The 20,465-nt window shown below is 46.8% G+C and carries 12 protein-coding genes; 4 read left to right on the forward strand and 8 right to left on the reverse strand.

From position 1 onward, the window contains the following. The first annotated feature begins 53 nt into the window (after positions 1 to 53). From LU351_RS04830 to LU351_RS04845, 4 genes are all read left to right on the forward strand, one after another. The gene (locus LU351_RS04830) at positions 54 to 965 is read left to right on the forward strand and encodes a CheR family methyltransferase (RefSeq protein WP_232592920.1); all 912 of its coding nucleotides are present in this window, start codon (positions 54 to 56) and stop codon (positions 963 to 965) included. Continuing rightward, entirely contained in the window at positions 922 to 9,276 is an 8,355-nt protein-coding gene (locus LU351_RS04835) for an Hpt domain-containing protein (RefSeq protein WP_232592921.1), read from the forward strand. The genes LU351_RS04830 and LU351_RS04835 overlap by 44 nt, the downstream gene beginning before the upstream one ends. A gap of 78 nt (positions 9,277 to 9,354) precedes the next feature. After that, positions 9,355 to 10,314 (forward strand): chemotaxis protein CheB, encoded by a 960-nt coding sequence (locus LU351_RS04840; RefSeq protein WP_232592922.1) that lies wholly within the window; start codon positions 9,355 to 9,357, stop codon positions 10,312 to 10,314. A gap of 55 nt (positions 10,315 to 10,369) precedes the next feature. Next, positions 10,370 to 10,843 (forward strand): chemotaxis protein CheW, encoded by a 474-nt coding sequence (locus LU351_RS04845; RefSeq protein ID WP_232592923.1) that lies wholly within the window; start codon positions 10,370 to 10,372, stop codon positions 10,841 to 10,843. A 1-nt stretch (position 10,844) separates the two neighbouring features. On the opposite strand, the gene LU351_RS04850 is transcribed toward LU351_RS04845, so the two are convergent. The 8 genes from LU351_RS04850 to LU351_RS04885 all read right to left on the reverse strand — a co-directional run bounded on the left by LU351_RS04850 (position 10,845) and on the right by LU351_RS04885 (position 20,110). Next, positions 10,845 to 11,570: a 16S rRNA (uracil(1498)-N(3))-methyltransferase gene (locus LU351_RS04850; RefSeq protein WP_232592924.1), complete on the reverse strand. Its 726-nt coding sequence runs from the start codon at positions 11,568 to 11,570 to the stop codon at positions 10,845 to 10,847. A 66-nt stretch (positions 11,571 to 11,636) separates the two neighbouring features. Continuing rightward, the gene (gene metF / locus LU351_RS04855) at positions 11,637 to 12,488 is read right to left on the reverse strand and encodes a methylenetetrahydrofolate reductase [NAD(P)H] (protein WP_232592925.1); all 852 of its coding nucleotides are present in this window, start codon (positions 12,486 to 12,488) and stop codon (positions 11,637 to 11,639) included. 204 nt (positions 12,489 to 12,692) lie between these two features. Further along, positions 12,693 to 14,093, reverse strand: a complete 1,401-nt coding sequence (ahcY, locus tag LU351_RS04860; RefSeq protein WP_232592926.1) for an adenosylhomocysteinase — start codon at positions 14,091 to 14,093, stop codon at positions 12,693 to 12,695. Positions 14,094 to 14,168: 75 nt separating this feature from the next. Beyond that, entirely contained in the window at positions 14,169 to 15,323 is a 1,155-nt protein-coding gene (metK, locus tag LU351_RS04865; RefSeq protein ID WP_232592927.1) for a methionine adenosyltransferase, read from the reverse strand. A gap of 91 nt (positions 15,324 to 15,414) precedes the next feature. Further along, a complete protein-coding gene (locus tag LU351_RS04870) occupies positions 15,415 to 16,437 on the reverse strand; it encodes an ArsR/SmtB family transcription factor (protein ID WP_232592928.1) in 1,023 nt (340 codons plus the stop codon). Between the two features lie 269 nt (positions 16,438 to 16,706). Further along, positions 16,707 to 17,726: an alpha-L-glutamate ligase-like protein gene (locus LU351_RS04875; RefSeq protein ID WP_232592929.1), complete on the reverse strand. Its 1,020-nt coding sequence runs from the start codon at positions 17,724 to 17,726 to the stop codon at positions 16,707 to 16,709. 9 nt (positions 17,727 to 17,735) lie between these two features. Further along, positions 17,736 to 19,259 carry an inactive transglutaminase family protein gene (locus tag LU351_RS04880; protein WP_232592930.1) on the reverse strand — a complete coding sequence of 508 codons (1,524 nt, stop codon included), beginning with the start codon at positions 19,257 to 19,259 and terminating at the stop codon, positions 17,736 to 17,738. Further along, complete coding sequence (locus LU351_RS04885; protein ID WP_232592931.1) at positions 19,259 to 20,110, reverse strand: ATP-dependent zinc protease family protein; 852 nt, start codon at positions 20,108 to 20,110, stop codon at positions 19,259 to 19,261. Before LU351_RS04885 ends, LU351_RS04880 begins: the two co-directional genes overlap by 1 nt. Between the last annotated feature and the right edge of the window lie 355 nt (positions 20,111 to 20,465).

Genomic DNA, 20,465 nt, shown 5'->3' on the forward strand with positions numbered 1-20,465 from the left:
AGACTTCGTGCAAATAATAACGATGTATATTCCCGCAGTTTGAGGGCTGTGCTGTGACTTCGGTTTGGTCGTTAAAGGCATTACCACCAATGACCGACGCTCAACTTCAGCAATGGAGTGAGTTGGTGGAGTCGCGCACAGGATTGCAAATAGGCGAGCGCCAGAAAAGCCATCTTCATACCCAAATCAACATTCGTATGCGTGAGCTGGGTGAAAGTAACTACGATAACTATTTCAATCGAGTCGTCAGTGGTTTGGATGGAATGATGGAATGGGCGATTTTAGTTGATCGTCTTATGGTGAATGAAACACAATTTTTTCGTCATCGACCTTCCTTTGAACTTGTCAGGCGTATCGTCCAGCATCGAATCGATAATCAAATATTAGATGACAGCTTTGATGTATGGAGCGTTGGGTGCTCCTCCGGAGAAGAGGTCTATAGTCTGGCAGCCATTCTTTATGACTGTTTTACCTTGGCCAATCTTAAGCATTATTTCTCCGTTAATGGCATGGACTTAAGTGCCTCTGCATTAGCTACTGCTCGTTCTGCAAGGTACAGCGATCGACGTGTCAGTATGCTGAGCATCGATGAACGTAATCGTTATCTCGTTAAAGAAGACGATGACCAAAATTCCATCCGAAGTGAAATACGTGATCGGGTGACATTTACACGTGGAAATGTATTGGCTCTAGAAGAAATGCCATTGATCAAAATGGACGTTATCTTTTGCCAAAACATATTGATTTATTTTAGACGTTGGCGCCGACGGCAAATACTCAATGAGTTCGCCCGCCGACTTAAGCCTGGTGGTGTTGTGATCATTGGTCTAGGTGAGCTAGTGGATTGGCAGCATCCACAGATTGAGAGCCTATCCGTTGATGGTGTGCAGGCATACCGATTACTTGGTGGAACCTCTCCGGGTGGTAGGTCCAACAAGCGCAGCACAGCAAGAGCGACGATATAAAGAGGATAACTCCAATATGGGAGATAACCGTAACTTTGCGGCATTAGATTGGGTTACACAAGAAATTGACGAAACTCTTTCCCATGCTCGTCAAGCCTTAGAGGCATGGGCGAACGACCCCAATGACTCGTCACGTATTCGCTTTTGTTTAGCCCATATTCACCAAGTTCATGGCTCTTTACAGATGGTGGAGTTCCATGGAGCGGCACTATTGGCCGAAGAATTAGAAAATCTGGCTCAAGCGCTGTGTGATAATCGGGTTCAGTATGTTGCAGAGGCGCAGGAATCTCTCATGAGAGGGATTTTACAACTGCCCATCTATTTAGATCATATTAAAACACATCGGCAAGATCAGCCGGTGATGATATTGCCACTCCTTAATGATCTTCGTGCTGTTCGTGGTGAAAACTTATTGTCTGAGACAGGCTTGTTTAACCCTAATCTTGAGCCTTCTAAACGACCTAGCGGAGCACGCATTGATGTTTTAGATGATCCTGCGCAGTTTGGTGCGTTAACCAAAAAATTACAGCAAATGTTCCAGGTTGCGGCGGCCGCAACTATTCGCGGTGTGAAAGTGGATGAGCATTTGCAGTACCTTCATAAAGTCATCGCCCGCCTTTACAAATTAACGTCTGGCACATTAAGCCAGCCTTTGTGGGAGATAACGTTAGGGTTAATTGAAGCACTGTCAGATGATGGTATTGAGCTTAGTGTGTCTGTCAAGTTGCTGTTTCGACAGCTTAATCGAGAAGTTAAACGACTGGCTCAACAAGGTATACCTGTTCTAGGGCTACCTATTCGGGAGGAGCTGGTTAAGAACTTGCTGTTCTACGTCGCTTGCAGTCAATCTAAAGGCCGTTTGGTTTCACGAATTGTCCAAAAATACAATTTAGCATCTCAAGTTCCGGCAGGCTCGCGTGATGAAGGCAGCTTAATGTCGGCACCGGATCAAGATGCTATTCGATCTGTCGTGGCGGCATTAAAAGACGAGCTGAAATCCATTAAGTTGAATCTGGATGATTGTTTAACTTCAGATAACACCATTGAGCTCTTGAAAGAATCTCTTCCTGTTGCCCAGCGTGTTGCAGATACCTTGGCTGTTTTGGGAGTTGGAGATCTCCGTAAGCAAATGCTAACTCAGGTGGCGACATTAGAAAGTGCTGTGGAAACCGGCGCATATGATGCCGATCAATTGCTGAGTATTGCTGGCGAAATTATTGATATTGAAGGGCGCTTAGACGGTTTGGCCCGAGGCGTGTCGGTAGATCGGAATAATCTCGAGCAGCAGAAAGCACTGCAAATTAATATCGCTCAAGAAAGTGTGTTGTCCGAATCTCGCAATGGCCTAGAACAAGCTAAAGATTGTGTTATTGAATACATCGCCAGTCAATGGAATCGCGAGCATCTCCAAAATGTACCCAAATTGTTGCGTGACATTCGTGGCGGTTTGGAAATGGTACCCCTAAATCGTGCCTCAAAAGTCATCGCTTCTTGTGCAGAGTTTATTGAGGATAACCTCTTAAAAGATGGTTATGTACCTGACTGGAATACACTAGATACGTTAGCTGATGCCATCGCCAGTATTGAATATTACTTGGAGCATTTAAGCGAGCGAGATAACTACGCCGATGACGATATGCTACTTGGTGTGGCAGAAGACAGCGTTCGTATACTTCGGGGTGAGCTAGAGCCTTCTGCATCGGTTGGCGGCCCTGAAGAGGCTGCTGAAACCAGCGCCGAAACAGTGCTTGAAAAAATCGCCGATGTTGAAAAAGTGGATATGGTGGATGTGAGCTTAGACGAAAGCTCTGAGCCTGTGGAAGAGGCTGAATTCACGGAAGTAATGGATGATGTCGATGAGGCGGAGTCGTCCGTAATTGAGGAAGTAGCAGTAGAGGAAGTGGATTCCAATGTAACTACTGTGGATTTCTCGAAAGACGCAGAGCCATCTACAGAGCCGTTATCCCCTCAAGAGCCAGAACTTGAAGAGTCAACAGCTTCGGTAGAAGTAGGCGCTCAACAAGAAGAAGTGGAAGAGCTGGAAGCAGACCTCGAAGAGGAAGAGGATCTCGAAGACGATAATGATATTGATGAAGAGATTATCGAAATCTTCATTGAAGAAGCCGAAGAAGTCACGGCCACTATAGAAGAATATTATCCTCGTTGGGTAGAAAATCAGTCTGATCAAGAGGCCCTGGTTGAGTTTCGCCGAGCTTTTCATACCCTCAAGGGTAGTGGACGTATGGTGGGAGCGAACGATATTGGTGAGCTGGCTTGGGGCATAGAAAATATGCTCAATCGAGTTATTGATGGCACCGTTGATGCCCATCCTTGCCAAGTCGTCCTTATAAACCGTGTGCTTGGTGTACTGCCTACCCTGATTGAGGCGTTTAAAAATCGTAAGCGCAACCCAGTCCGTAAAACGTGTGAGCAATTTAGAGAGTGGGCCGATCAAATTTCGAATGGTGATTTCCCTGAAGATATTGATCGAATCATTGAAGAACCGAAGAAGAAAAAGGCGACTAAGCCTGTATCAATAGAGCTTGAAGTGCTCACTCAAGACAGTGTTTCTCAAGAAGACAGTGTTGCTCAAGGCGGTGTTGTTCAAGACGGTGTTGTTCAAGAAGACATTGGGCAACAAGAGACTGCTCAAGAAGAACCTGTTCAGGAAAAATTAAAGGCCGAATCTGAGGCACCTGCTGAGCAAGCGATAAATGAAGCAGAAGACGATGAGGATGATCGTTTACTGTGGGAGATTTTCAGCACAGAAGCATCTGGCCACCTCTCGGTTGTGCGTCAATATTTAGAAGAAATGGAGGGAGTTGCCCCTCTATTATCACCACCGAGTGATGAAATGCAGCGTGCTCTACATACCTTGAAAGGTAGCGCACACATGGCGGATGTTAGGCCAATAGCGCAATTGGCAACGCCGTTAGAAAATTTTGTAAAAGAGTTGCGCAGCTATCAATTGAATATTGATGAAGACATCTTGCAGCTGCTGAAAGATGGCGTTGATTATACCGAGATGGTACTTCATCAAATTAAGCATTCCGAAACGTTACAAATACCTCGTTTAAGTCAATTTGTTGCGCGTGTGGCAGAGTTGCGTGAAAAAACGGTTGTTCCAATTTTACGCAATCAAGAACACAGTGATGAACATAAGCCAGTAGATCCTGAGTTGTTAGCGATCTTCATGGCTGAAGAAATGAATTTATTGTTGGATGCGGATGAGGTCATTAATCGTTGGCAGCAAGGTGAGCCTGATCGCGAATCATTATTAGCCATTGAAGATGAGCTTAAAACACTTGAGCGTGGTGCGGATAGGGCCAACTTGCCCACCATGGCCGAGTTAAGCAAAGCTTTGATTAATCTCTACGATGTTGCATTAACTGATCGTATCGTGACCTCTGAAGTATTCTTTAACACGCTTCAGCAGGGCCATGAATCGCTACTGGATATGGTGGATTCGGTAGCGGCGGGTCAAAACCTTCCAGAAGCCGATAATGATTTAAATGATGCCATTGAAAAGCTGCTCTCCGAAGCGATATCTAGCGAGAGCTTCGAAGCCGTAGATCTTACTCAGCCTGACGAACTGGCCCAGGCTCCCGAAATTTCTGAAATACAGGCAGAGCCTCAATTCTTGAGCTTTGAGGATGAAGTTCCTCAAAATGATGGTGCTGAGCTTGAGCAAGAGGGTGGGTCAGAACAACTTGAAGGGCAAGACGTCTCTGATGAAGTAGATGCTGTGGGGGAGTCGATAGCCCCAATAATGGAACCCTTTACTACCTCCTTCGATGAAGGAGCCTCTGCAGATGATGAGGACACAAGCATTGATGGAAGTGTTACTGTCGATCAGGAAAGCGATCACGTCGATGAAAGTCTTAGTGAAGATGATGAAAGTCTTGATGAAGCTGAAGTAGCACCAGTTTTAGAAGAACCATCTTGGGATAACTGGGAGGTTGTTGAACCCGCTAACACAGAAGAAGTCAGTGCCGAAGAAGTCGAAATAGAGGGCGTTAGCACTGAGGAAATCAGTGTGGAAGCCTTTAGCGGGGGCGAGACAGAAGGGGCGCTAGATCAGACAGCGGATCAGGAATCCACAGATCAAGAAACCATAGATCAAAAAACAATAGATCAAGGAACCATAGATCAAGGAACTACAGTAGAAGTAGAAGCTTCTTCAGAGATTAATACTCAGACATCCTGGGAAAACCAGTCGAATGATGATGGCGATGGCGATGGCGATGGCGATGGCGATGGCTGGGATGAAAAAGTGTCCTGGGATACAACAGCCGAGCATTGGAATTCTACCGAAGCTACAGGCGAATGGGATCAACAACCCGATGAGTCCGACGAAAAGACTACAGCTTGGAATTCAACGCAATCAGAAGAAGAGCTTCAGGCATGGGCCGAAGAGCAGCCGAGCAATAGCGACGAAGTACAAGCTTCTACCCCAGAGCTTGCTGATGTTGACCTAGAGCCTGTCGATGTTGAAGAGACTAAAGACGCTGAATCTGCCGATGGTGTCGTTGCAGCCGAATCGGATGAAGAGATCAATCTTGACGAGAACCTTGAAGAAATTCAGGCGTTAAATGAAGCTTTCTTTGGGCTGACTCAAAGCTTAGAGCAAGACGAACAAACATTTGATTCGGTAGGTGAAGAGCAATCTGCTCCTCCAGAGAGTGTTGAGGCAGAAGAGCCGCAGTTGGGTCTTGGTGAGTCCGCCTTCCAAGAGGCGCCAGACGAGTCACAAGATATCGAGCTAACCCTTGATGCGGAAGGCGATGAGTCTTTCGAAACAGTCCCTCTTCTTGAGAATGATCTTGAGAAAGAAGTACCTGTTGACGAATTCACAAACAATGATGAAGCATTAACGCTTTCGGAAGCGCCTTCTGAAGAAGACATCGAGCTTGAGTGGGAGGCGCCAGAAGAGCCTTCTGAGCCACTGAACTGGGATGGTGACTTCATTTCTGAGCAGGACCTTCCTGACTCACTGCGTAACCTAGTATCTAATGATCGAGTATCTACTGATTCAGTGCTTACCGATCTGGCACCTACGGACTCAGAGTCTATTGAGGGTGCTGGTGATCAGATTGAATTAACCGATGAGGCCGGTCATGCAGATGTAACAGAGGCATTAAGTGACTCTGAGATTGATGATGCTTTGACGCGCGATTTATCAGAGCTATCTCAATTGCATGAGGTTGTGAGTGATCCGACCTCTGAGGATGCACCTGATTTTCTTGTGGATGATAGCGCTAATGAAGCGTTGGGAACCGATGACACATTAATTGAGCTTGAGATCCCAGAGGGAGATGAGCCTGATTTAGCATTGTTTAATGAGCTGATCGCTGACACAGAAAGTCCCAATTCAGAGCTTGAAAGTTCGGATCTTGAAAGTTTAGAGCTGGAAAGTTCGGATCTTGAAATAGAGCTGACGACTGACTTGGAGTCCTCCAATCTAGAGACACCCAATCTAGAGACACCCAATCTAGAGACACCGAACCTAGAGACGCCCAACTTTGGTGATAGCCCCATACTCGAAGTGGATGACAATCTGGATGATATTGAGTTGGTCATGTCAGATGCGGAAGATTCCATTGAGTTAGAGGTTGATAGTGCTGGCGTTGATGCAGATGGTGAGATCTCTGAAGGCGAACAAAACTTTGATGCCTTGATCAGTGTTGACGCTCCGTCTCAGGATGGGCCTTCTGAAGTGGTTTCGTCTGATGTCAGCTCTGAAGATAAGACAGAGACAACGGCAGAAGACATGGAATTCGACGAAGACATTGTCGAAATTTTCCATGAAGAAGCCCAAGAATTGGTGGAAGAACTGGACATTGCCATCCATGAATGGGAGGCCGATTGGAGTCGGACGGATCAGCTCGAAGAATTAAAACGCTTGCTTCACACATACAAAGGTGGTGCTCGGCTTGCGGGTATGATGGGGTTGGGTGAGTCTGCCCATGATTTCGAAACGTTCCTGATTCACTCTAACCAAAAAGATTGGGATAAAGCTTTCTTTGAGCGGGTTCACCGTTATTACGAACAGTTACTCAATGGCACTGATATTATCCGTAAGCGGTTGAATGGTGTTGTGCTTCCGAGTTTCAAAGGTGTTGTGGAAGCGGGGGGTATGTCTTTACCTGAAGATTCCGGTGAACGAGTCGGCCCAACCTTAGAGGAATCCTTGGCGGGTGTGCCACATATTGTTGCTAATGTTGACCCTGAACCTGAGCCAGAAGAATCCCAAGTTACTGACTCTGCCGGCGGTGTTTCATCCGGTGAGACCAATGTCGTGCCGTTTGCTCGTAAGCGTCAAGAGGAGGGGGCAGAAGAAGTTGGGGCTTTGACTCTCGTTCCTGTGGAGGGGAAAAAAGATCTTACGCCAACCTTACCCGAAGGATTACCAGTATCGGGTGGCCCAGCGCAAACCTTGATGGGGCAGCAAGTCGCTAAGCGGGGTGGTCAGCAAGAAAGCGTCAAAGTTTCTGCGGAATTGCTTGAAGAGTTGGTGAATCTGGCCGGTGAAACCTCCATCGCTCGTGCTCGAATGGAAGAGCAGATCAACGAAATCGGCTTTTCCATTGATGAAATGGACATGACCGTTGAACGTTTACAAGAGCAATTACGACGTTTAGATATCGAAACCGAAGCCCAGATTTTATTCCGTCAAGAACAGATGGAAGCCATGGATGATTTCGATCCGTTGGAGATGGATCGCTACTCTCAATTACAGCAACTATCACGCTCTCTCATGGAGTCTGCCTCCGACTTGCTGGACTTGCGTTTAACGTTATCAGACAAAACCCGTGATGCAGAAACTCTTTTGTTGCAACAGTCTCGAATTAACACCGAGTTACAAGAGGGACTGATGCGTTCACGCATGGTGCCGTTCTCACGACTGGTGCCACGCTTACGCCGAATTGTTAAACAAGTTTCAAATGAATTAGGCAAAAAAGTATCCTTCGACATGGATAACGTGGAAGGCGAATTGGACAGAAGCATGCTTGAACGCATGGTAGCACCACTGGAGCATATGCTTCGTAATGCAGTCGACCACGGTATCGAGTTACCCGAAGATCGACAAGCTGCCAATAAATCGGAAACTGGGCGGGTTAAATTAAGCTTAGGTCGTGAGGGAAGTGACGTTATTTTGCGTTTGGCTGATGATGGTCGCGGCGTCAATATTGAGCGTGTTCGTGAAAAAGCGATTGAACGAGGATTAATGAGTGCGGATGCGCAATTAAGTGATGCAGATATCGTGCAATTTATTTTGACCGCAGGCTTCTCAACCGCCGAAACTGTCACGCAAATCTCGGGCCGTGGTGTGGGCATGGACGTGGTTCACGCCGAGATCAAACAGTTAGGCGGTACGGTTTCCATTAATTCCGAATGGGGCAAAGGAACCGAGTTTGTGGTGCGTTTACCGTTTACCTTATCGGTAAACCGCGCATTGATGGTTCAGTTAGGGGACGACCGTTATGCGGTACCGCTCAACTCCATCGAAGGTATTGTGCGAGTCAGTCCATTCGAGCTTGAACATTATTATCAATCGCCAGATGCGCGATTTGAATACGCCGGTGAGCAATACCAAGTGCGTTATTTAGGTACCATGTTAGAAGAGCATCGTGTACCAAACTTAGAAGGTCATGTACTGCCATTGCCAGTTTTGCTTGTACGCTCCCGTGAATATTCCGTGGCTCTGCAAGTCGATAGCTTGATGGGTAGCCGCGAGATTGTGGTGAAGAGCCTTGGTGTTCAATTCAGTGCTGTAGACGGACTTTCTGGTGCAACCGTGATGGGGGATGGATCGGTAGTGGTCATCCTCGATCCGCTGGCGTTGATTCGTAAGATGATTGCGCAAACCCATCTTCTTGAGATGCAGCCAGTACAAGTCGTTGAAGAGAGTAAAGAAGAAGACCGCATTCGCACCGTGATGGTGGTGGATGACTCAGTGACGGTAAGGAAGGTGACCACGCGCTTCTTGGAACGTGAAGGATACAATGTCTTCACGGCCAAAGACGGTGCCGATGCCGTTCGACAACTTCAGGAAACCATTCCTGATTTAATGCTCTTGGATATTGAGATGCCTCGTATGGACGGTTTTGAGGTTGCGAAGAATGTTCGTACCAGTAGCCGTTTGAAGCACCTTCCGATCATTATGATTACGTCACGGACCGGTGATAAACACCGCAATCGAGCGCTTGAGCTTGGGGTGAACGATTATATGGGTAAGCCCTACCAAGAAGACGAATTATTGCGGAATATTAAAAAGCATATGGGCGAGCTAGAGGAAGAAAAGGCTTAAAAGGCAAAGCTTTCCTCTGCATGACTGACGTGTGTGACCGATGATGTTGCGTAGAATACCTTCAGTACGGAAAAGCTCATGACTTGGGTGGGCCTCATTAGCGATGACCTTGTGCAACATCGTATTGTTGCTCAGGCGATTGCCGAAGCGGGCTTCACCCTTTCCTCAAGCGTTACTCAAGATCTTGCTGAGATTAAACGTATTTGCCGTGATCATCACATGACTGTGAAGGCGTGTTCATCCCAACCGGTTTGGATTGTGGATACTAGGCACGACCTTGATCATGAAGTAGAACTGTTTCTTCTCGAACTGGATGCCATTGTCATTTATTTGGATCGGCCCTTGCCTCCTGCTGGTGTCGCCAATTTTGAACGCGAGTATGCTCAGCTATTACAAAAGTTGGCCTATTCTGTGGCACAAGGTCAGCAGTCTCTGAAAGACACCACCGTTGCTGATGAGGTTTGGCTTCTGGCCGCATCTACAGGTGGTCCCGAAGCCGTTGCCGAGTTTCTGCAAGCATTGCCGCCAGAGTTAGGTATTGGTTTTTTGTATGTACAACATATCAATACCGGTTTCAATGATACGTTGCTGAAAATGGTGTCACGAGTGAGCGCACTTGAAGCCATCATGGCTGCCAGCGGGGAGGTGGTTAGAAAAAATCAATTGGTGTTAGTTTCGTGCGATCATTACACGAAATTATTGGAAAATAGAGCGCTGTTGGTTCAACGAAAACCGTGGCCGGGTGCTTATAGCCCATCGGTGGATGCCATGATCGCCGAGTTTACCAATGCTTACGGTGCTCATGGAGGAGTCATTGTCTTTACCGGTATGGGCAATGATGGTGAAGTCGCGCTACGCTTGTTTGGTCAGCGTGGTGGGAAGGTGTGGGCACAAACACCGGAAACCTGTGTGGTAAGTTCAATGCCGGATTCTGCCATTGGTACCGGTTTGGTGGAGTTTGTGGGCAAGCCTGTGGAACTGGCGAAAAAGTTAACGGCGATTTACCAAGGAAAATACCCCCAGGAAGCCGTCGTATAATGAATGATGAATAGGCGTTTCAGTCACGGTCATAACGTAGATGAAGTAATTTTATATGAATAATCCTGAGCTGCTTGAATTTCAAAGTGTAGAAGTCCTTCCAAGCTTACTGTTGCCCATTGCTGAGGGTAATTTGGTTGTGCCCAACGTGACCGTAGCAGAGATGGTGCCTTGGTCTGACCCTATTGAGGCCCAAGGCCCAGACTGGTTATTGGGGTATTTTCCATGGCGGAATATTGAGTTGCCATTATTGTCCTTTGAAGCCATTAATGGGGGTGAGAACCCCGGTCGTCACCCACGTAGTCGCATCGCGGTTTTAAATTGTACCGGTGTGAGTTCCGATCTTGCCTTTATTGCTTTGCTGACTCAGGGCATTCCGAGAATCGCGCGTGTTGAGCGTGAACAAATTGCCGAAGGGGATGTTACCCCTAAACCGTTTGAGTTGATGCACGTTCGAATTGCGGCAGAAGATGCGATTATTCCTAATGTTGCTGCGCTAGAGGAGGCGGTATTGAATTTGCCTGGCTAAATCAGCAAAGGTCGCCCCATTGGAATTGTAAGATGCTGATTGCGGCAATTGGGGCAGTTTCGGTACGAAAGATGCGCGGACCTAAACGTAGCGCGTCGAATCCCGCCTGCTCTGCTTGAGAGATTTCTTCTTCGCTAAGCCCGCCTTCTGGGCCAATTAAAATCGCCACTGAACCGGGTTTTTCCTGTCCAACAAGCTGTGCTTGTGTACGATGGTGTAGCACCAGCTTTTTGTCAGCATCAATGTCATTTACAACTTCGAATAGAGGCTTTGGAGCGTGTAAAGTTGGAAGCCGATTAAGCTGACATTGTTCACAGGCGCTGACAATGATTTTTCTCCAGTGATCGAGCTTTTTGTCTAAGCGTTCACCGCGCAGCTTGACTTCTGAGCGCTCAGTAAAGAGTGGATAAATATGACTGACACCCAGCTCTGTCGCTTTTTGTAAAACCCATTCAAAGCGTTCCCCCTTGGATAAGCCAATCACTAAAGAAATCTCTAAAGTTGAAGCACGTTCTATGCTGTCATGCTCAAGAATTTTTACACAAACCGTTTTACCTACCTCGATTATTTCAGCTGAGTATTCACCGCCCTCACCGTTAAACAAAAGCAGAGGGCGGGAAACCTCCATCCTCAACACTTTTGTTAAATGACGAGAGGCTTGTGCATCCAATTTAATGGAATCGCCCGTAACTAGGGTTTGTGATGTAAAAATTCTAGGTATTCGCATACAGCAGTAATGACGTAAAAATAGAGAAGCTTAGTATTTTACAGTAAGCGTCTGCAAAAGTTTATGTTACTCGGTGTCTGCGGGGACCAATCCCAAATTTTTAACAATGGTCGAGGTCGGTTCGGCCTGGTTCATCGTATAAAAATGCAAACCGGGCGCGTCGTTATCGAGCAACATATCGCAGAGATCCGTAATTAAATCAATACCAAAGGCTTTAATACTGTCTGTGTCATCACCGTAAGCGTCTAAACGTTTACGAACCCAGCGCGGAATTTCTGCCCCACAGCTATCACTGAAGCGAGTGAGGTTTTGAAAGTTGGTAATGGGCATAATCCCAGGGTAAATTGGTTGCGTAATTCCTGCAGCTTGACATTGATCCATAAAATAAAAATACGCATCCGGGTTGAAAAAGTATTGGGTAATACCACTGTTGGCCCCTGCGTCAAATTTTCCTTTCAAATACCGAATGTCATCATCGTAGCTTTTGGCTTCTGGGTGAATTTCTGGGTAAGCCGCCACTTCTAAATGGAAGTGCTCTCCAAAATGTTCACGAATAAACGCGACGAGCTCATTGGCATAGACCATTTGCCGAGGGCTGCCTAATCCCGAGGGCATATCCCCACGTAAGGCGACAATGCGTCGAACTCCCGCTGATTTATAGTCTTCCAAAAGTGCTTTTATGGCGTCTTCACTATCGCCACCGAATGACAAGTGTGGAGCAACGGCGATATTTTTTTCACGAATACTTTTCACGATATTTTTCGTATTGTCGCGCGTTGATCCACCCGCACCGTAAGTAACGGAAAAGAATTCGGGTTGAAATTGATTCAGTTGATCGCGCACATTGTGTAATTTTGCTTGGCCTTGTTCCGTACGCGGTGGAAAAAATTCAAAGCTTAATCGAGGAGTGTTTGACATGGTGGTTTCTCTAGAAAGTTTTTTCTAAATAAAACAGGTTTTTCATTTAGATGAGTTACACGTTGTATTTTATGATTGTTGTTTTATTGATAGAGAGAAATGAAAATTTTTAAAACAGAGAGGCCACATCGCCTCTCTGAGTATTTTTAAGGAGTACTTTTATGATGCTGAGTACTTTTATGAATGTTAGTACTTTTATGGATATTAGTACTTATAAGATTCAGGCTTAAATGGGCCTTCGACTTCTACATTGATGTAATCGGCTTGAGTTTGGGTCAATTGGGTAATGACGCCGCCAAAACCACGAACCATATCTGCGGCCACTTCTTCATCCAATTTTTTAGGAAGAACTTTCACGTACACATTGCCCGGCTTTTCTTCCGCAGGTAAATCGGCAAATTTTTCTTTATACAAATGAATTTGCGCTAGTACCTGGTTGGCGAAAGAGCCATCCATAATGCGTGATGGGTGGCCAGTCGCATTGCCCAAGTTCACCAAACGGCCTTCAGCCAAAAGAATTAAATGGTCTTTGGTTGTCGCATCACGAACGATTTTATGCACTTGGGGCTTAATTTCTTCCCACTCCCAATTTTCGCGCATGTATGCAGTATCAATTTCGTTATCGAAGTGGCCAATGTTACACACCACCGCACCGCTTTTCAGTGCTTGCAACATGTATTGGTCACACACGTTAACGTTACCTGTTGTGGTAACGATTAAATCGGTGGTGCCTAATAATTCTTTGTTGATGCCTTCAGCAGAGCTAGTGTTTTCACCATTAATGTAAGGTGAAACCACTTCGAATCCGTCCATGCAGGCTTGCATGGCACAGATTGGGTCGACTTCAGTGACTTTAACGATCATGCCTTCTTGGCGAAGTGATGCCGCAGAACCTTTACCGACATCGCCGTAACCGATAACCAACGCTTTTTTACCCGATAATAAATGGTCAGTTGCGCGCTTAATGGCATCGTTAAGAGAGTGACGACAGCCGTATTTGTTGTCGTTTTTAGATTTGGTGACCGCATCGTTAACATTGATGGCAGGCACTTTTAATTCGCCTTTGTTCAACATTTCTAATAAACGGTGAACGCCTGTGGTGGTTTCTTCAGAAATACCGTGAATGCGATCAAGCAAGGCGGGGTATTTGGAGTGAACCATTTCGGTCAAGTCACCGCCATCATCCAAAATAATATTGGCATCCCAAACCTCGTTACCGTCTTTTTCTGCAAGAATGGTTTGCTCAATACACCAATTAAACTCTTCCTCGGTTTCGCCTTTCCACGCAAATACAGGAATACCAGAGGCGGCAATAGCGGCAGCGGCGTGGTCTTGGGTGGAAAAAATATTACACGATGACCAACGAACCTCTGCACCTAAGTCCACAAGGGTTTCAATTAACACAGCGGTTTGAATGGTCATGTGAATGCAACCCATGATTTTGGCATCTTTTAAAGGTTGATCTGCGTGGTATTTTTTACGTAATGCCATGAGTGCCGGCATTTCGCCTTCGGCAATTTCAATTTCTTTACGGCCCCATTCGGCCAAGCTGATATCAGCAACTTTGTAGTCGGTAAAATTTTCTACAGAAGAGATGGCGGTCATAACAGACTCCAAAAATAATAAGTATCGAATTAACGTCTAATCGTTGTATTCAGTGAATCAATAAAGCGTGTGGTTTTACAGCGCGCTTTTTAGTGCCTCGGCTTTGTCGGTTTTTTCCCAAGTAAAATTGGGTAACTCACGGCCAAAGTGACCATAGGCAGCCGTGTCACGGTAAATCGGGCGTTTTAAGTCGAGCATGTCGATGAGTCCTTGAGGGCGTAAATCGAAATGTTCGCGAACCAGCTCAACAATGGTGTTATCAGATAATTTGCCCGTGCCAAACGTGTTGATGGAAATAGACGTCGGCTCAGAGACGCCAATGGCGTAAGAAACTTGAATTTCGCATTTATCGGCAAGGCCCGCTGCAACAATATTTTTTGCTACGTAACGACCAGCGTAAGCGGCAGAGCGATCGACTTTAGAGGGGTCTTTTCCAGAGAAAGCACCACCACCATGACGGGCCATACCACCATAGGTATCGACAATAATTTTACGGCCTGTTAACCCACAGTCGCCCACAGGCCCGCCAATGACAAAATTACCGGTTGGGTTAATGTGGAAAAGTGTGTCGGTGTGAAGCCATTCGCTCGGCAATACTGGCTTGATGATTTCTTCCATTACCGCTTCACGCAGATTCTCAAGGCTGATGTCTTCTTCGTGCTGAGTCGATAACACGACGGCATCTACGGCAACTGGTTTGCCGTTTTCATAGCGCAAAGTTACCTGTGATTTGGCATCCGGGCGCAGCCATGGCAACACTTTTTCTTTACGCAATTTCGCTTGTCTTTCCACAAGGCGATGAGAGTAATAAATCGGTGCGGGCATTAATACATCGGTTTCATTGGTGGCGAAGCCAAACATCAGGCCTTGGTCGCCGGCCCCGAGGTCTTTGTTGTCAGCCACGTCTACGCCCATGGCGATATCATTGGATTGTTTACCAATGGCATTGAGTACCGCACAAGATTCGCCATCGAAGCCCACTTTGCTGGAGTTGTAACCAATATCCAAAATCACTTCGCGAATTAAGTCTTCTAAGTCCACGTAAGTATTCGTACGAACTTCACCGGCGACGATGGCCATACCGGTTTTAACCAGTGTTTCAACGGCGACACGGGCATCAGGGTCATCTTTCAAGATCGCATCCAGCACCGCATCGGAGATTTGATCGGCCATTTTGTCTGGATGCCCTTCAGACACGGACTCTGATGTAAAAATTGTGTATTCAGACATATAAAAAGTCTCCTTTACGGGCCTAACTCATGTCAGGCGCTTTCTATGATTAGTTTGTAATAGGTAAAAAGTTATACAGTCAAATATGACATCAAGTGGTTGATGGCTTAATAAACTGGCGAATTTGAATTTGAAATCCATTACGCAACGCGAAGTAAATACCTTCTCCGCTACTTAAACCGGCGCTTTGTGCCCAGTGCGTTAAATCATCGGGCTCAAACCCAAGCCAGACATCCCCACAGGATTCCCGTGCCCAAGCTTGGTCGTGATGACACAGCTCGGTCACCATCCATGTGGCACCGGGGTTCATTACTTGGCTCACTTCCTGAAAAATGCTGGCCGGTGAGGGGGTGTGGTGTAAAACCATGTTCGCCACGACGAAATCGATTCCTGTCGCGCCGATTTTCGCCAAGGCCTCATCCAGCACGGTGGTATCTCCGTGATACAGCTCGATATTATTCAGCGATTGTGTTGTAGCGAATGTACGAGCTTGCTCAAGCATTTGCTTACTGTTATCCAACGCCAAAACCTGATGAAAGCGACGTGAAAGAGGCGCTAGAAATTCACCCTCGCCGGGCCCGATTTCTAAGGCGATGGCGTGATGCCTTGTGGAGATGGCATTCAGTAGCAGATTGACTTGCTCCTGGTAGACGGGATAACTGGCAATCAAATCTTGTTGTTCACGAAACTTTTCGCTGTTTTGGGTAAAGAACGCTTGTGAGCTTGAGAGGCGTTCTTCTCGAATATGCGTCAGGCGTGAAAGGGCTTCTGATTCTAGATGGCACAAATCAATGCTGCGAAAGATATCGCGCAACAACCAACCTTTGGGCGAGTCGTCGGCCAGTGCTCGTCGGTAGAACACGGAATTGCCTTCTTTTCGGGTAGCCACAAATCCAGCGTTAAGTAATACCTTCAAGTGATGGCTCATGCCTGACTGTTTCATCTCGAACACATGAGCAAGCTCTAGCACACCAAAAGAATCCTTTTCCAGAATGCGCAAAATCTGCAGGCGCAGAGGGTCTCCGGCAGCTTTCAAAAAAGTGCCTACATCGTGAATTGACATAGCCTCGGTTGAAGGAGAGTGGCTTTCAACACTGATGAGGGGAGGGTTCATATGATTCATGGGAGCAGTTTAGCAGGCTGAAAATCTATATCAAATTATTTTGATATAGATTTGTAATCAAAATAAGCCAGTCAGTGCTGAAGGGATAATCGGTCGGCGATTACGGCAGAAATGAGTTCAACAGAAGTGAGTACAAGAGAAATAAGTACGAGAGAAATAAGTACAAGAGAAATAAGTACAAGAGAAATAAGTACAAGAGAAAAAGTAGCACCCAATGAGTTGTTTTAGTTGGATGCGTTAGTTTGGTGTTTTAGGGAGTTTTAAAGCTCAGAAGTAACTGAGTCTGGCGACACTGGATAATGAATGACGTCACTATCGGATTCAGGAAACCGAGAGAAGTATTTTTTACTGTAAGCAATGCGCCGCTCTGTGGTGAAATTGACCTTCCCTAGCGCCTCGATATTGCGTAATCGAGGAAGAATGCCTTCGGCATTGGCGGTTTGAATGGCGAGCCCAGGCCTTGCGTTTAATTCCAATAACATCGGGCCTAGACGTCGGTCTAGCACGATGTCGACACCGATGTAACCAAGGCCAGACATCTCGCAACATCGCGCTGCCAAATCCAGTACGCGATCCCAGTGGGGAACAATGAGGTCAGTCAGTGCATTATTGGTGTCTGGGTGATGGCTAATAGGGCGATCGAATTGTACTCCACCAATCGCGCGGCCGGTGCCTATGTCCAACCCTACCCCTACGGCGCCTTGGTGCAAGTTGGCTTTTCCGTCCGAGGCGGCGGTGGGTAAACGAATCATCGCCATGACAGGGAAGCCCATAAACGTGACGATCCGCATGTCTGGGACGCCTTCGTATGAAAAATCTTCGAATACGGGGTCGGCCTGAATCAAACTTTCAATAACCGCGACATCGGGTTTGCCACCCAAGCTGTATAAGCCACTGAGAATGTTCGACACATGTAACCGAACCGTACTTTCCTCCATGGCTTGGCCATTCAGTTTTTGAAAGTGACCCGGCGTATGCTGCTCAAGCAGCATAATGCCTTTCCCACCGCTGCCTTTGGAGGGCTTAATCACAAAGCCTGGGAAGTTCGCGACCTTTTCACTCAGGCTTTGAATATCATGCTGAGTATCAATGACGGCGATCAGCTCAGGGCTATTAACGTTGTACTCAGCGGCCAATAACTTGGTTTTGAGTTTGTCGTCCACATTGGGAAAGTGACAGCGAGGGTTATAAGTGCCGATGTAGTGAACGTTGCGGCAATTAATGCCCAGTACACCAGAGTTTCGTAGCTTTTTGTATCGCTCCCAGTATTTCCGTATCACCCTATGCCCTCACTGTTCGCTGATGCTATTGGCTAAAGGTTTGAAGCGATACAGCTCTAATAGTCGGTAGCCGGTGTAGCTGCCCATCAACAAAATCAACGCCATGATCACCAGCTGTAGGCCAAGGAAGTTAAAGGTCAGGTGCTGAATTAAATCGTTGCTCATGCACGCATAGGCCACAATCGCTACCATCAAACTACCGCCGCCTTGGGTTAAAACATCTCTTGGACCTTCTTCTTCCCAGAGGATGGACATTCGCTCAATGGTCCAGGCCAGAATAATCATCGGGAAGAAGGTAATTTTTAGTCCTTCCGTTAGGCCGAGTTGGTAGCTTAATAGGCTGAATAACGTGATGATGGCAATCACCATTAAAATCACTGCCGAGATTCGTGCCACCAGTAAAAGATTGAGCTGAGTAAGATAGGATCGGAAAAACAAACCCACGCCTACGATTAAAATAAAGCCGACGAGCCCGGTGACTAATGTGGTTTCCATGAAAGCCAAGGCAATCAGTACGGGCATAAACGTCCCCGAGGTTTTTACACCGATCAAAATGCGCAAAAACACCACCACTAATGCCCCGATGGGAATGAGCAGAAGGGTTTTAAACATGGCTTGTTCTGCCAATGGCAGAGAGCCGATGGAAAAGCTCAATACATTCGGTGTGAACAGCTGAGTGGTGGCGCCATGCAGAGGCTCTGTGCGTCGTATGATGGAAAACGTTACTTGAGAATTCACTCCGCCGACCACTTCTAAAATGGGGTGTCCGTAGTTACCCCACAGTAAGGTGTTCTCTGGTAACCCCATTTGCCCGGTATTTGGGTCAAAAATTTCGGCATCGTTGTCTTGCCATACCTTTATGAGTTGTTGCAGGGGTTGCCGGCGGCGACCATCTTCTAGGCTTAGAATTGAGACCACTCGGGCGGGAATGTTGGCATGATTAAGAAGCTGAACGGCGACTTCTGCTTTAGAGCGCATGGACTCACTCAGCAGCAAACGGGCATTTTGATTTTGTTGCTGATCGTTTAACAGCTTCAGTAGTTCAAGAGTAAAAGAGTGTGCGTCGGCGGAACGATCCCAGGCTTCCGCAAGGAGTTGTTCGGCAACCGTTCGTTGAGGCTCTTCCCAAATGGCGTCACTCGGTGTGGGAGGTGCCGAATCGGCTTCGATTAGGTCGTGGTTAGACTCACTGACCAGTACCCGATAGTACAAGCGCTGAGGGCCAGTGGCTTCACGTTTTGACCATTGTGCACGAAGCCAATCTTGGTTATCGATAAGAGACAGGCCATACCCCGGAGAGGCGCCAGCTTCACTGACCACTTCAAAACCGGATTGATGCTCAGGGCGTGTTAAGGAAACCAACACGGGTTTATTTTGAGCATTGAAACTTACTGTGGCTTCTAAGTCCCACACCACATGCTTCTCTTTGGGAGAGAGGGGTATACCATCTTCGTAAGTCCGGTATCCAATAAGTGCTACGCCGACGATGATAAGCACCGCCACAAAAGCGTAAAACGGCTTTCGTGATTTCATTACATGGCCTTAGTTGCGCGTCCTAAAAACAGAGGGGTTCCGGCACTCTCAGTAAGTTGATGCCTGGGTTGAACGTACTTCTTACTGACGTCTACGATGGCGAGATCCTGAAGAAAATTACGTCCAATCACTATGGGATAATCCATATCTTTGCGATTAGAAAGGGTGAATTCGGTAAGTTGTTGAAGGTTACCTAAGCGAATGGGAAGTTTGACCACTGCACGACGTTCGGTGTCTTGGGTATCGGGTTTGCGAATACGAGTAAAGCGTATAACCGGGGTATCGACGATAAGCTCGCCATCTTGTCCTTTGATGACATCCGCATCGTTTTTAGCTGCCGTTACTTTAAACCTTGCCCAGCGCTGCCCGTCTTTTTCATAGATATTTAAATCGGTGGCGTTCATCGATGACAATGATGCGCCGGTGTCGATTCGTGCCGATAAACTCATGTGTATCGACTGCAGCCATATCCATTCCACCTCGCCCACAATGGTTTTTGTGGGTTCTGTATTGCCAGAATTGGCTTGTGTAACCGGAGCAATGGTGGAAGGTGGCTGTGACTGATTGGGTTTAGACGGAGACGCTTTCAATTCGGTGACTGTCTGGCTGAGAACCGCCAATTGAGTACTGATGGCGGCAAGTTGACCGGCTTGCTGGTCGAGGCGGGAATTGATTAATGTGGTGTCCAGTGCAACGGTGCTGCCCACCGGCATCAACACGGTCGGCGCTGGTGGCGTAGGCATGGATTGGCTTTGTCTTTCATGAGGTGCGAAACCACAAGCGCTTAACAGTGCCGCACACAGCACTGTGCCCAAGCGATGGTATGGAGAGTACTTTATGGCATCCAACATAGTGATTTTTAGTATCCAAGCGGTAATACAGGGCCTAAAGTGAATTTGTGTTGATGATACAAACTCATATTTGACTCTTTCCAGCGGTTCGGTTCCCTGTTTTGATCATGAGGACGATGATTGCTTCGGCAAAGGTATTGTCTCTTTATGAGCGGAAAAATCGTCTACTTATTTTTCATATAAGGCATTGCTTGTCATAACACGCGCTGTAAGTGTAACGAATTTCTTTCAATGCGATGTGACTGTAGCGCTACGGTAGTCCATTTTCTCAAAAAATCGATACTTCGCCTTGGTGTGATTCCCAGTTTCGCGACGTTTTTCGTGTTTTTGTTTATTAAAAGCGCCGAATTCAGCA

Origin of the sequence: Marinibactrum halimedae (assembly GCF_021234875.1) — a bacterium.
Lineage (GTDB): Bacteria > Pseudomonadota > Gammaproteobacteria > Pseudomonadales > Cellvibrionaceae > Marinibactrum > Marinibactrum halimedae.

Excerpts from the sequence above, each read along its gene's own strand:
- LU351_RS04845 (WP_232592923.1), top strand. The coding sequence starts at position 10,370 with ATGAATAATCCTGAGCTGCTTGAATTTCAAAGTGTAGAAGTCCTTCCA.
- LU351_RS04880 (WP_232592930.1), bottom strand. The coding sequence starts at position 19,259 with ATGAAATCACGAAAGCCGTTTTACGCTTTTGTGGCGGTGCTTATCATC.
- LU351_RS04870 (WP_232592928.1), bottom strand. The coding sequence starts at position 16,437 with ATGAACCCTCCCCTCATCAGTGTTGAAAGCCACTCTCCTTCAACCGAG.
- metF (WP_232592925.1), bottom strand. The coding sequence starts at position 12,488 with ATGTCAAACACTCCTCGATTAAGCTTTGAATTTTTTCCACCGCGTACG.
- LU351_RS04840 (WP_232592922.1), top strand. The coding sequence starts at position 9,355 with ATGACTTGGGTGGGCCTCATTAGCGATGACCTTGTGCAACATCGTATT.
- LU351_RS04850 (WP_232592924.1), bottom strand. The coding sequence starts at position 11,570 with ATGCGAATACCTAGAATTTTTACATCACAAACCCTAGTTACGGGCGAT.
- metK (WP_232592927.1), bottom strand. The coding sequence starts at position 15,323 with ATGTCTGAATACACAATTTTTACATCAGAGTCCGTGTCTGAAGGGCAT.
- LU351_RS04885 (WP_232592931.1), bottom strand. The coding sequence starts at position 20,110 with ATGTTGGATGCCATAAAGTACTCTCCATACCATCGCTTGGGCACAGTG.
- ahcY (WP_232592926.1), bottom strand. The coding sequence starts at position 14,093 with ATGACCGCCATCTCTTCTGTAGAAAATTTTACCGACTACAAAGTTGCT.